We start from the raw sequence: 12,201 nt of genomic DNA on the forward strand, positions 1-12,201 counted from the left end.
CTCGTTTGTCGGCCTATGGCAGCACAGCTTCAGGAGCCGTATTCGGTGACATTTCAGCCAGGTTGGAAGAATGCGAGCATTTTCTGGGCGGCGTCCGGCGACGTCAGCAATTCCTGCATTTCCACGGACATCCGGGCGGCAGTGCTGGTGCGTTCGAACATCTCGCGTTCGTATTCTTTGACGGCGACGGGAAAGTCGTCCGGGTGCGCGGCCAGTGCGAGACCGAGCAGGGCGCCGTCGAGCAGTGCCATGTTGGCGCCCTCTCCCACCGGCGGCATCAGGTGCGCGGCATCGCCGAGCAGCGTGACACCTGGGGTCGACGGCCAGGTCAGGCCGACCGGGAGAGTGGTGATCGACCGCGGCACGACCGTGTCGTCGCAGGCCGCGATCAGTGCGGTGAACCGTGAGTCCCAGCCGGGGAGCAGGTCGATCAGCCGCGCCCGGGCGGCGGCCGGGTCGTCGAACGGGATCCCGCTGGTAGCGAACCAGTCCTCGGCGGTGTGATAGAAACTGATGCCGATGCGAACGCGACCGTCGCCGTTGCGCTGCGCCGCCAGGGACAATCCGTTGCCGAGCACCCAGTAGTTGCCGCGCCCGACCATCGCCGCGAGGTCGGGGTGCGTGCGGTCGATGTCGGGAATGCCGACCTCGACGACGTTCTGGCCGATATGCGCCGGGCGGGCGTCGGTGAGCAACGCGCGGACCCCGGACTGCGCGCCATCCGCCCGACCAGCAGGTCATACGTCGCACTGCTGCCGTCGGCGAAGTGCAGCAAGCCGTTGTCGGCGGATTCGAACGCGTGCCCCCAGCGCACCACGTCTTCGGGGAGGGAATCCAGCAGCAGGTTGCGCAGATCGGCGCGGTCGACCTCGGGCCGCGCGAGCGGTGCGTCGTCGGACGTGTCCTCCTGGAGCAGCAAGGCGCCGTCCGGCTCCAGAAGGCGCATGTCCTGCCCTTCGCCGCGGGCGATCGCGTGGAACTGGTCGATCAGGCCTGCCGCACGCAGCGCTCGCTGCCCGGAATGTATGTCGAGCATGCCGCCCTGACCGCGCGCGCCGCGCGAGAGTTCACGTTCGTACACGACGGCGTCGATGTCGTTCACGTGCAACACCCTGGCGAGGGTCAGGCCGCCCAGTCCGGCTCCGACAATGGTGATGGTCATGCGGGCCGATGCGGCTCTACGGCTACATCGCCACCAAGCAGGAGTTGCTCGACCTGATGGTCGATTCGGTCTACGCCGAGATTCGGCCGGTCGGAGATGGTTGGCGAGAGGTGCTACGGTCCCTTGCCGAAACCACTCGGCAGGCCGCTCACCAGCATGAATGGTTTGCCGACCTGATCGGTGGGCGGCCCCAGCTCGGGCCGCACGCGCTGGCCAGAGGAGAGGCTGTGGTGGCCGCGATGGGCGGCCTCGACGTGGACACCGTCATGCCGGTGGTCGACGCGGTCAATGCGTACGTGATCGGCGCGGTGCGCCGGGAGATCACCGAGTCCCCGCGCTGTCCACGGTCATACGCGACGGCGCCCACCTGGACGCCGACCAAACCTTCCACACCGGCCTCTACTTCCTCCTCGACGGCATCCAAACCCGCATCTCGAGCTGACACGCAGCCGCGGGACCAAAGGGGCCGCCGCGACGTTGAACCTGACCGGTGCCTTCACCCTCGGTCAGGTGGGATGGCGGTCCCACACGGTGCGAGCGCTGGCAACAAAACGGACGCTGTCGAGACGACAAAAGAAAGGCAAGAAGGTTACTCACTCCTTATCCCTTTCAACATATATCGCGCCCCGGGGCTTGCGGCAAGACCCCGGTCGTGCTGCAGAATCTCCAGCCGAAGCCTGTACCTGCGGAAATGAGGGCAGTGCGGGTGGGTTTCGCGTGATGTCGGAGCGCCGGTGGCGGGACACGGCGTAGCCCACATTCAACTGTGCCGAAAGAGGGGTTCCATGATTGATGTGATCGTCGCTGGCGGCGGACCGACCGGCGTGATGCTGGCCGGTGAGCTGCGCATGCGCGGCGTGGACGCGCTGGTACTGGAGAAGGATGCGGAGCCGACCAAGGTCGTGCGTGCGCTCGGCATCCACGCGCGCACCGTCGAATTGATGGATCAGCGCGGGCTGCTGGATCAGGTGCTCGCGCTCGGGAAGCAGTACCCGCTCGGCGGCTTCTTCGCGGGCATCAGGAAACCCCAGCCGGAAGGGTTGGACACCACGTATCGGTATGTCCTGTCCATCCCGCAGCCCGTCACCGAGCGTCTGCTGATCGAGCGTGCCAGCGAACTCGGCGTCGAAATTCGGCGCAGCTGTCAGGTGGTCGGGCTGAGCCAAGACGATGACGGGGTGACCGTCGAACAGGCCGATGGGACGCAATTGCGTTCGCGCTACCTCGTCGGCTGTGACGGCGGACGCAGTACGGTGCGCAAACTGCTCGGCGTCGGTTTCCCCGGCGAGCCCACCCGTAACGAGACGCTGCTGGGCGAGGTGGAGCTGACCGCGCCGCCGGAAGAGATAGCCGCCGTGGTGGCCGAAGTCCGCAAAACCCAGCTGCGGTTCGGCGCCGTGCCCCTCGGAGAGGGTGTGTATCGTATCGGCGCACCCGCTGCGGGCCTAGCCGAAAACCCCAGGGTCCCACCGACTCTGGATGAGCTGAAGCATCAGTTCCGAGCGCTCGCCGGCACCGACTTCGGCGCCCACTCCGCGCGCTGGCTCTCGCGCTTCGGCGACGCGACCCGCCTGGCCGAGCATTACCGGGTCGGCCGGGTGCTACTGGCTGGCGACGCGGCGCACATCCACCCACCGATGGGTGGGCAGGGTCTCAATCTCGGCATCCAGGACGCATTCAATCTCGGCTGGAAACTGGCCGCCGAGGTCACCGGGTGGGCGCCGGACGGGTTGCTGGACAGCTACGAGACCGAACGACGTCCGGTGGCCACCGACGTGCTCGAGAACACCCGGGCGCAGGCAGAGCTGATCTCGCTCGAGCCCGGTGCCCAGGCCGTGCGCCGACTGGTGGCGAAACTGATGGACTTCGAGGAGGTGAACCGGTATCTGCTGGAGCAGATCACTGCGATCGGGGTCCGCTACGACTTCGGCGAGGGGCATGAACTGCTCGGTCGACGGCTGCGCGATGTGAAACTGAATCGGGGACGCCTCTACGAGCTGATGCGCGGCGGCCGCGGACTGCTGCTCGACCAGACCGGCCTGCTCTCGGTGACAGGCTGGGCCGACCGGATCGACCACGTCGTCGATGTCAGCGAGGAACTGGAGGTGCCCGCGGTGCTGCTGCGCCCGGACGGGCATGTGGCGTGGGTCGGTGACGATCAGCAGGATCTGATCGGCGTGCTGCCGAAGTGGTTCGGCGCTGGCGTCAGCTGAGCGAACAGTTGTGGGGCCGGAAGGTTGCCCTCGGTACGCGCCGGGCTGGATCCTCGTGCACCACCCCGCAGGCGCTCGGCTGCCGTCGAATGAAGCCCTGCCGCACCAACATTCGCACGAAACCGAAGCCACCGGTCCGTGGTCATGCGGACCGGTGGCTTCGGGCTCGAACTGCGGTCGGATGGCCGCGTCACCGGGTGACGAACTGGGGCTCCACGTCGCCGATCGCCATGAGATGGCGCCGACGACTGGGCAGCATCATGGTCGGGTGGGAGATGCTCCAGGCCGCGGACGCGCAGATGAGCTCCTTGATGCGGGCGCCCATCCGGCCCGTGGCCACCTTGGACGTGGGCTGATCGTCGGGGGTCACCTTCTGGACGATGCCATCGCGGCGGCCGAGGCTGATGCACTGGCTGGCGTAGCCGATCGGGGCGTCGGGAACCTTGCGGCCGGTCAACCGCGCGGCGATGGCGTCGGCGCCCTGCCATGCCATCGGGGTTGCGGTGGCGCAGCCCATCCGTAGCGGTTTGCCGCCGACCCCTTCGGCGTACGCGGCGTCGCCGACGGCGTACACGTCCGGATGCGAGACCGAGCGCAGTGTGGCGTCGACGACGATTCGTCCGGAGTCGGACACCGCCAGGGTGGTCGCGGCCGCGATCGGGTGCACAGTGAAACCCGCTGTCCACACGGTCATTTGGGCCGGGATGTGCTGGCCCGACCTGGTGACCACACCCTTCGCGGTGACCCGCGTGACATCGGCGTGCTCGTGGACGGTGATGCCGAACCGCTCGAAAGCGCCGCGCAGATGGCGCTGGGCCTTCTCGTCGAGCCAGTCGCCGACGCCGCCGCGCGCGGCGATCGCGACCCCGAGGTCCGGACGTGCCTCGGCGATTTCGGCGGCCACTTCGATGCTGGTCAGACCGCCGCCCACGATCAGCACGGTCTCGCCCGGCCCCAACTCGTTCAGGCGTGCCCGCAGCCGCAGCGCCGCCTGCTTGCCTGCCACGTTGTAGGCGTGCTCGGCGACACCGGGGACGCCGAAGTCGGCGATGGTGCTGCCGAGGGCGTACACGAGGGTGTCGTAGCCGATGTTCTCGCCGGTCACCTCGACGGTCTTGCGGTCCACATCGACCGCGGTGACCCGCGCGATCCGGAACTGCACGCCGGTGCCCGCGAAGACGTCGCGCAGTGAGCGGACGGGCAGATCCTGCCCGCTCGCGAGCTGGTGCATGCGCACCCGTTCGACGAATTCGGGGTCGGCATTGACCAGGGTGATCTCGACGTCGTCGCGATGCAGCCGCTTGGCGAGGCGTCCGGCGGTGATGGCTCCGGCGTATCCGGCTCCGAGGACGACGATGCGGTGCTTCATGGTCTTACTCCTGTCTCGGTGGGTTCGCTTCCTGAACCGGACAGCGGCACGAATGCTGACAGGAGTGGACTGTGATGTGGGTCACCAGGATTCGAGGAGGGGTGCTCCGTGTTCGGAAGTGGCCCACTGCCGGGTGGCACGGTCGAGCTTTTCCGGATTGGCCTGGCCGTAAATGGCCGCGATGCCATCGGATGTCACCTGCAGAGACACGATGCCGACGACCCGGTCACCGACCACCATCACCAGCGCGGGCCCGCCGTTGGCGATTGCGGCGAACATGGCGGGCCTGCCGCCCAGCATGTTCCGTTTGGCATCGGTCGGCTTGATGGCCAGACGCAGGAACCGCACGACGCGCATCGCTCCGACGAGCGGCCTGGAGAGGGTCGGGATGAAGCCGCCGCCGTCGCCGATGCTGATGGCGTCCTCGGTCAGCAGGCTGATCAGCGTCTCGGTCCGGCCGCTGACCGCCGCGGCGAGGAACTCCTCGACGATCCTGCGGGCCGCGGCCTCGTCGACCTCCACGCGAGCCCGGTCGGTGGCCAGATGCTGCTTGGCGCGCCGATAGATCTGCTGGCAGTTCGACTCGGTGATATCGAGCATCTCGGCAATCTCGTTGTGCGCGTACCCGAATGCCTCGCGCAGCACGTACGCCACGCGCTCCTTGGCCGAAAGCCGCTCCATCAGCGTGAGCATCGCGATCGACACCGATTCACGCTGCTCGACGGTATCGGCCGGGCCGAGCATCCGGTCCCCGGCGAATACGGGTTCGGGCAACCACTGGCCCACATACGTCTCCCGCCTGGCCCGCGCCGAGGTGAGCTGGTTGAGGCACAGATTGGTGAGTACCTTGGTCAGCCACGCCTCGGGCGTCTCGACATAGTCGCGGTCGGCGGCCTGCCAGCGCAGAAACGTCTCCTGCACCGCGTCCTCGGCATCACCGGCCGACCCCAGCAGCCGGTAGGCGATCGCCTCCAAACGGCCCCTGATGCTCTCGAACAGATCGACCTCATGCGTACCGAGCGACATCCGCCCATCGTCGGGCATGTGCGCAGGCCGCGTCCACTCGCCCCGTGATCGGCCGGTTTTCCGGCCCCGTCCGGAAACACTCGCGCGGATAGGGAAAGGTGGGACGGTGCCGAACATCAGTCTGGATCGGGTCAGTGCGAGCCACGGCGAAACGTCGATACTCACCGACGTCTCCGTGACGTTTCCGGGAGGTCGGTGCACCGCTGTGGGCGGGCCGAGCGGGACCGGCAAAACCACGCTGCTGCGGCTGCTCAACCGGCTCGACGAGCCGACCGGCGGCACGATTCTGCTCGATGACATGCCGATCAACCGGTTTCCCGCGCCGGACCTGCGCCGCCGTGTCGGGTTGGTGCCACAGCGGCCGACACTGCTCACCGATATCGTCGCCGACGAGATCCGTGTCGGCCGTGCCGATCTCGCATCCGATCGCATCGACATGCTGCTCGCTCGGGTGGGCTTACCGGACTTCCGTGAACGGCGCTGTCTCGAACTGTCCGGCGGTCAAGCGCAGCGGGTGTGCCTGGCGCGGGCGCTGGCCGTCGAACCCGAGGTGCTGTTACTCGACGAACCGACCTCCGCACTGGACGCGGAATCCGCCGCTGCGGTGGCAACTCTCATTCGCGAGCACACCACCTCCGGCGGCGGAGTCATCCTGGTCAGCCACGACACCGCCTTCGTGACCGATGTGGCCGACGACACCTGGACACTGCAACACGGGCACCTGTCTCCCAGCGATGAACGGAAATCCCAGTGACAGAACAGCTTTCCGTACCCGGATGGCCAGGTGTGGCGACCTCGCTGGTGCTCGTCGCACTGGCCGCCGCGATCGCCTACCGTCAGCACTTGCATCTGACCCGCGAGCTGCTCATCGCCGCCACCCGCGCCGGAGCCCAGTTGGCCGCGGTCGGCGCCATCTTGCTGATCCTGTTCCGGCACACCGGATTACCGGGTGCGCTCGCCTGGGTCGTCTTGATGGTGCTGATCGCCGGGCAGGTGGCGGGCCGACGTGGCCGGGGTGTGCCGCGTGCGCGCCGAGCCGCGACCATCGGGGTCGGCACCGGGTCGGCCATCACCCTCGGCGCTCTCATTCTGCTCGGTGTGATTTCCACGCAGGCTCGCGTGGTCGTCCCGGTCGGCGGCATGATCGTCTCGGCCGCTATGCAGGCCACCGGTATCGCACTGCGCCGACTGCACGAGGACGCGCGCAATGCGCGTCCCGCCATCGAAGCCCGCCTGTGCCTGGGTCTTTCGGCGCGCGAGGCTTTCCTGCCGCACCGCCGGTCCGCATTGCGCACCGCACTGATCCCTACGATCGACGCGACGAAGGTCGTCGGGCTCATCAGCCTGCCCGGCGCCATGACCGGCCTCATCCTCGCCGGTGTCGATCCGCTCACCGCTATCCGCTACCAGATCGTGGTCATGTACATGCTGCTCGCGGCCACCGCTCTGGCCGCGCTCACCGCGGCACGGGTCGCCGAGTCCTATCTGTTCGACGATGCCCAGCGACTGGTGCCACTTCCCGACTGATCACTGTGCGACCACACCGAAATCGCCGAGTCGCTGCGGCGCTCGGAAATCGCCGGAGAGCGCATAGTGTTGGTCGTCGAAGCTCGGCCGGGCCGGGCCGGGTGGATGGGAGCGAGCGGGTGGGCGATGCGGTGGTCGCGGTGCCGGAGTCGGTGCGCACGGAGTTGCGGCGCGGCGTGCGCAGTGTGCTGGTCGATACCGTGGCGCTGCGGTTGGTGCGAGAACGGTTCGACGATGAGCAGGCCGGGGCGTTGCGGCGCTATCTGGAGGCGTCGCAGTCGGCGAATACGTTGCGGGCGTATCGAACCGATTGGATCGCATGGGCCGGATGGTGTGCGGCCGAGGGGCGGCAGGCGCTGCCAGCGGATCCGCTCGACGTCGCGGTATATCTGGCAGCGGCAGCGGATGCGTTGCGTCACGGTGACGATGGTTCGCAGCGGTGGGCGTTCAGTGCGGCCACGCTCGAGCGCAAGTCGGCGGCCATCGCGGCGGTGCACGCCGCCAATGGACTACCGTCGCCCACGCGTTCCGATGTCGTTCGACTGACGTTGCGCGGTATCCGCCGGACCCGCCGCACGCAGCCCAAACGCAAACGCCCCGTGCTGTTGCACACCCTCGAACAACTGCTCGCAGGGCTGCCGGAGCCGGGCTGGCCCACCGAGCCCGCACGCCGCCGCGACGCGCTGGCATTGCTCGTCGGATTCGCGGGGGCATTGCGCCGCAGCGAACTCGCCGGATTGCGGATCGCCGATGTGCGCGTCGATCTCGACCACGGCACCGGTGAACCGCTACTGCTCGTGCAACTTCCGACCACCAAAACCGACCCCACCGGCATCGCGGAACAGCGCGTCGCACTCCCCCGCGGCCGGCGCCCGCACACCTGCCCGGTCTGCGCCTTCGCCGATTGGATCCAGTTGCTCGAGGTGCAACGCGAGCACGGCGATATCCGCGCCTGGCTCGCCGAGACAACGTCCCCATCTCCGGACATCCACCGCTGCCACGGCTACCAGGGCACCGCACTTTCCGAAAACGACACCCTCCCACTGTTTCCCACCATTACCCGCCACGGCGGCATCGGCACCGACGCCATGTCCGGCCGTGCCATCGCCGAACTCGTCAAACGCTATGCCGCACGCGCCGGACTCGACCCCGACCTCTTCTCCGGACACTCACTGCGCGCCGGATTCGCCACCCAAGCCGCCCTCGGCGGTGCCAGCGACCGCGAAATCATGCGCCAGGGCCGCTGGTCCAACCCGCGCACCGTACACAACTACATTCGCACCGCAAACCCATTGGAAGACAACGCCGTCACCAAACTCGGTCTCTAGTGAATCAACTGAGATAAGTTGCATTAATTGCAGCTGTGGTGCGAGTCGAGGTGGCGAGCAATCCTCAGCGGCTCGCGCGCAGTATGCGGATCGCGCGCAGTGCGCGGGGCGGTTCGGCTTCGGATTGTGCGGATCCGTCGAGGTAGCCGGTGACGAGGTCGGGGGCGGAGTGGTCTTCGAGGTCGGTGAAGCCGAGGGCGCGCAGTTGTGTGGCGATGTCGTCGGGGGTGAAGTAGCTGAACACGGGTTCGCCGACGTCGGCGAGCCGATCGGCACGTTCCTGCTGGTGCGCTCGGTCCTCGTCGCTGTTCGCGGGCTGCAGGTAGTCGAAGACCACCGCGACCGGCTGGGCTTGACCAGCGATGTATTCGAGGGTGGCGTGGGCGGCGTTCGGAGTCAGATAGAAGACGACGCCGAGCCAGACGAATACGGCCGGGTCCGTCCGTTTGAATCCGGTGGATTCCAATCCCGCTGCCAGTGTCTGGCTTTCGAAATCGACCGGCACGAAGGTCAATGTCTCAGGGCGGTCGATTCCGGCGGTAGCAAGGCGTTCGCGTTTCCACGCTTGGGTGGCGGGGTGATCGACCTCGAAGACACGCACGTCCGGGTGCGGATTGCGATAGGCGAAGGTGTCCAGGCCCGCGCCGAGGATCACAACCTGCCGCACACCAGCGGCGACGGCCGCGCCCACGGCGTCCTCGGCGAAGCGCGCACGTGCGGCGAAGAACAAGCGGCGGGACCGATCGCTGGCCCCGGCACCGAGGTGATCGGTTGTGGGCGTACCCAATTCGGCCAGTTCCTCTGCGGTGACGCCGAGCAGAGGTGCCGCCAGGGGGTCGGTGAAGATCAGTGGTCGGTCAGCGATCTGATGATAGGCGCGGGCATAGGCGGTGATGAGCGCTGTCCGGCTGGGTCCGTCGTTATCCATATTCAAGAACCTACTTGCGAAGGTGGCGCGTGCTCTATGAACTCACTCACGCTCACTCCGTAAAGGAGCAAGCGAACACGATCGGTAACACCGATTACGGCCCGGCACCGCACGTCGCCATGACCAGCGGCCGGTCGAACAGCTGCGGCCGGAGGAGGGAACACGGTCGCCAGGGTGACATCTATCCCGTTGTGCGAAACGGCATTTCATGGCCTGCGCCAATCGAGTCGGCTCTGCCGACACCGTGACCTGGGATATGACAGAACGAGTGCGTCAATTTGAACTGAAACTCACCCCGTTCGACTTTCCTGTTTGCGCGAAACGGCATTTTATGTCCGCTGCGGCAGGCCAATAACGTCGAATTCATGGAGTGGAATTTTCGGTCGGCCGAAGAGCTCGCGGCCGCATTGCGTGCCGGTGAGGTGACCTCGGTGGAACTGACCGACGAAGCGATCGCCCGTATCGAGCGCGACGACAAGTTGATCAACGCGATCTGTGTGCGGACCTTCGACCGTGCGCTGGCCGCCGCGCACCGTGCCGACCAGGCACGCGCCCGCGGCGAGGACCGGCCGCTGCTCGGCATACCTGTGACGGTCAAAGAGTCCTATAACATCGCCGGGCTCCCCACGACCTGGGGCATGCCACTGCAGAGGAACTATGTGCCCACCGAGGACGCGGTGCAGGTGTCGCGGCTCGAAGCCGCGGGCGCGGTGGTGCTCGGTAAGACCAATGTGCCGTTGATGCTGCGAGATATCCAGAGCTTCAACGAGATCTACGGCACCACCAATAATCCGTGGAATCACGGCCGCACGTCGGGCGGATCCTCCGGCGGTTCGGCGGCGGCCCTGGCGGCCGGATTCGGCGCGCTGTCCCTCGGTTCCGACCTCGCCGGTTCGCTGCGCACCCCCGCGCATTTCTGCGGTGTCTACGCGCACAAACCGACACTCGGGCTGGCGCCGACCCGCGGCATGGTCGCGCCGCCCGCGCAGGCCTTGCCGATCGACCTCGACCTCGCCGTCGTCGGCCCGATGGCGCGTACCGCCCGCGACCTCACGCTGCTGCTCGACGTCATGACCGGACCGGACCCACTGACCCACGGCATCGCCTACGACGTCGCACTGCCGCCCGCGCGCCACGAGCGGCTGTCGGACTTCCGTGTCCTGATCATCGAGGACCATCCGCTCATTGCGACCGGATCGGCGGTGCGGGCGGGCGTGAACCGGGTCGCCGAGGCGCTCGTCGAGGAGGGCGCCCGCGTCGAACGGCGCAGTCGGCTGCTGCCCGATCCGACCGAAGCGGCGACGCTCTACATGCTGCTGATGCTGTCGAACGCCGCCACGAGCCTTTCCGTCGAGGTGTACGAACAGCTGCAGACCCACGCCGCCGGCCTGAGCGCGGACGACCGGAGTCTGGATGCGGCGCGGCTGCGCGGCATGGTGCTCAGCCACCGCGAATGGGTCGAGGCGAACAACCGTCGCGAACTGCACCGCCACGGCTGGCGACAGCTCTTCGCCGAGTTCGATGCCGTGGTGTGCCCCATCACGCCCACTCCCGCCTTCCCGCACGACCACAGCGGAGGTCTGGAGAACCGGCACATCGACATCGACGGCGTCGAGTACCCGTACTTCGACCAGCTCGTCTGGGCCGGTGTGGCCACCATGCCCGGCCTGCCTGCCACCGCCGTACCGGCGGGCCGGTCCCCCGAGGGCCTGCCGGTGGGAGTGCAGCTCATCGGTCCGATGTTCGAGGACCGCACCCCGCTGCGGCTGGCCGAACTGCTCGAGCAGAAGATCGGCGGCTTCCAGGCACCGTAGTGCGCGCACCGAATCAGACCAGTGCGTCGGCGGCGGTGCCAGGCCTGCGCACTCGAGTTCAAGAGGCGTTCGAAGCCAGGCCTGCGCACTCGAGTTCAAGAGGCGTTCGAACAGGTCGCCTGGGAGATGGGCGTCCTGGCTCTCGCCCCCGACCTCATCAGCTCGGCGATCCTCGCCGATACCGATACCGACTGAATCACCGCAGCCTCGCGCAAGGCGCGCAGACTAGGCTGGCACGGTGACGCCTTTCGCGGTGGGTCGGACGATTGTGGTGCGGGACATGATCTTTGGGCGGGCATTCACCGAGTGGCCGCAGCGGGTGGTGGCGGATCGCGGCGACGAGTTGCGGGTGTTGCTGACGCCGGGGACGGAGGGCGCGGGGCCGGAGCTGTGGATCAGGTCCATGCGGGAGGACGATCGGGGCGCGCGGGAGCGCTTGCTGGAGGCCTATGCGCGGCGGGAGTGGGAGATGGGGATGTGGGTGTGGCAGCGCACCACGCGGCTGGCCATCATGTACGCCGATCGTCATTTCGCGATTGTCCCGACGTGGAATGAGCAAGGCGAATTCCTGTGGTGGTATGTCAATTTCCAGTTGCCGTTCACCCGGACCGCCGACGGCGTCGACACCAGTGATCTGCATCTGGATCTCATTGTCGAACCGGATTTGAGCTATCGCTGGAAGGACGAGGACGAATACGCACTCGCCATCCGGCTGGGATTGGTGCCCGAGCAGTGGCAGCGCGCGATCGAGGGCGCGTGTGAAGAGGCCTTGGATATGGTGGTGCGCCGTGCCGGGCCCTTCGGCGAGGATTGGCGAGCGATTCCCGGGTAGCA

The 12,201-nt window shown here is 67.3% G+C and carries 13 protein-coding genes; 9 read left to right on the forward strand and 4 right to left on the reverse strand.

Annotation, left to right across the window (positions count from 1 at the left end):
* Window positions 1-53 precede the first annotated feature (53 nt).
* Window positions 54-695 (reverse strand): FAD-dependent oxidoreductase, encoded by a 642-nt coding sequence (locus tag NP3_RS50535; protein WP_245721055.1) that lies wholly within the window; start codon window positions 693-695, stop codon window positions 54-56.
* A 71-nt stretch (window positions 696-766) separates the two neighbouring features.
* Between NP3_RS50535 and NP3_RS50540 the strand changes: the two genes are divergently transcribed.
* From NP3_RS50540 to rox, 3 genes are all read left to right on the forward strand, one after another.
* Window positions 767-1,219, forward strand: a complete 453-nt coding sequence (locus NP3_RS50540) for a hypothetical protein (protein WP_245721056.1) — start codon at window positions 767-769, stop codon at window positions 1,217-1,219.
* Window positions 1,219-1,857 (forward strand): TetR/AcrR family transcriptional regulator C-terminal domain-containing protein, encoded by a 639-nt coding sequence (locus tag NP3_RS51550; RefSeq protein WP_373864775.1) that lies wholly within the window; start codon window positions 1,219-1,221, stop codon window positions 1,855-1,857. Before NP3_RS50540 ends, NP3_RS51550 begins: the two co-directional genes overlap by 1 nt.
* 90 nt (window positions 1,858-1,947) lie before the next feature.
* Window positions 1,948-3,375, forward strand: coding sequence for a rifampin monooxygenase (rox, locus tag NP3_RS21775; RefSeq protein ID WP_063043448.1), 1,428 nt, complete (start codon window positions 1,948-1,950; stop codon window positions 3,373-3,375).
* A gap of 190 nt (window positions 3,376-3,565) precedes the next feature.
* On the opposite strand, the gene NP3_RS21780 is transcribed toward rox, so the two are convergent.
* Window positions 3,566-4,744 (reverse strand): NAD(P)/FAD-dependent oxidoreductase, encoded by a 1,179-nt coding sequence (locus tag NP3_RS21780; RefSeq protein WP_063043449.1) that lies wholly within the window; start codon window positions 4,742-4,744, stop codon window positions 3,566-3,568.
* Between the two features lie 81 nt (window positions 4,745-4,825).
* Window positions 4,826-5,770 carry an RNA polymerase sigma factor SigJ gene (gene sigJ / locus NP3_RS21785; protein WP_084508774.1) on the reverse strand — a complete coding sequence of 315 codons (945 nt, stop codon included), beginning with the start codon at window positions 5,768-5,770 and terminating at the stop codon, window positions 4,826-4,828.
* 106 nt (window positions 5,771-5,876) lie between these two features.
* On the opposite strand from sigJ, the gene NP3_RS21790 reads away from it, so the two are divergent.
* The 3 genes from NP3_RS21790 (at window position 5,877) to NP3_RS21800 (ending at window position 8,625) form a co-directional block, all read left to right on the forward strand.
* Window positions 5,877-6,524 carry an ABC transporter ATP-binding protein gene (locus NP3_RS21790; protein WP_245721057.1) on the forward strand — a complete coding sequence of 216 codons (648 nt, stop codon included), beginning with the start codon at window positions 5,877-5,879 and terminating at the stop codon, window positions 6,522-6,524.
* Entirely contained in the window at window positions 6,521-7,297 is a 777-nt protein-coding gene (locus tag NP3_RS21795; protein ID WP_063043451.1) for an ABC transporter permease, read from the forward strand. The genes NP3_RS21790 and NP3_RS21795 overlap by 4 nt, the downstream gene beginning before the upstream one ends.
* Window positions 7,298-7,416: 119 nt before the next feature.
* Window positions 7,417-8,625: a site-specific integrase gene (locus NP3_RS21800; RefSeq protein ID WP_157124451.1), complete on the forward strand. Its 1,209-nt coding sequence runs from the start codon at window positions 7,417-7,419 to the stop codon at window positions 8,623-8,625.
* A 64-nt stretch (window positions 8,626-8,689) separates the two neighbouring features.
* On the opposite strand, the gene NP3_RS21805 is transcribed toward NP3_RS21800, so the two are convergent.
* Complete coding sequence (locus NP3_RS21805) at window positions 8,690-9,553, reverse strand: class I SAM-dependent methyltransferase (RefSeq protein WP_063043453.1); 864 nt, start codon at window positions 9,551-9,553, stop codon at window positions 8,690-8,692.
* A 365-nt stretch (window positions 9,554-9,918) separates the two neighbouring features.
* On the opposite strand from NP3_RS21805, the gene NP3_RS21810 reads away from it, so the two are divergent.
* From NP3_RS21810 to NP3_RS21815, 3 genes are all read left to right on the forward strand, one after another.
* Window positions 9,919-11,367 (forward strand): amidase, encoded by a 1,449-nt coding sequence (locus NP3_RS21810; protein ID WP_063043454.1) that lies wholly within the window; start codon window positions 9,919-9,921, stop codon window positions 11,365-11,367.
* Between the two features lie 21 nt (window positions 11,368-11,388).
* On the forward strand, window positions 11,389-11,562 hold the full coding sequence (locus NP3_RS48100; RefSeq protein WP_157124452.1) for a hypothetical protein: 174 nt from the start codon (window positions 11,389-11,391) through the stop codon (window positions 11,560-11,562).
* An 85-nt stretch (window positions 11,563-11,647) separates the two neighbouring features.
* A complete protein-coding gene (locus tag NP3_RS21815) occupies window positions 11,648-12,199 on the forward strand; it encodes a ribonuclease FAU-1 family protein (protein WP_063043455.1) in 552 nt (183 codons plus the stop codon).
* Window positions 12,200-12,201: the final 2 nt, after the last annotated feature.

The organism is Nocardia pseudovaccinii NBRC 100343 (genome assembly GCF_001613225.1).
GTDB lineage: Bacteria > Actinomycetota > Actinomycetes > Mycobacteriales > Mycobacteriaceae > Nocardia > Nocardia pseudovaccinii.

Coding starts and splice junctions, on each gene's coding strand:
- rox (WP_063043448.1), top strand. CDS start 1,948: ATGATTGATGTGATCGTCGCTGGCGGCGGACCGACCGGCGTGATGCTG.
- NP3_RS21815 (WP_063043455.1), top strand. CDS start 11,648: ATGATCTTTGGGCGGGCATTCACCGAGTGGCCGCAGCGGGTGGTGGCG.
- NP3_RS51550 (WP_373864775.1), top strand. CDS start 1,219: ATGGTCGATTCGGTCTACGCCGAGATTCGGCCGGTCGGAGATGGTTGG.
- NP3_RS21805 (WP_063043453.1), bottom strand. CDS start 9,553: ATGGATAACGACGGACCCAGCCGGACAGCGCTCATCACCGCCTATGCC.
- NP3_RS21780 (WP_063043449.1), bottom strand. CDS start 4,744: ATGAAGCACCGCATCGTCGTCCTCGGAGCCGGATACGCCGGAGCCATC.
- sigJ (WP_084508774.1), bottom strand. CDS start 5,770: ATGTCGCTCGGTACGCATGAGGTCGATCTGTTCGAGAGCATCAGGGGC.
- NP3_RS21810 (WP_063043454.1), top strand. CDS start 9,919: ATGGAGTGGAATTTTCGGTCGGCCGAAGAGCTCGCGGCCGCATTGCGT.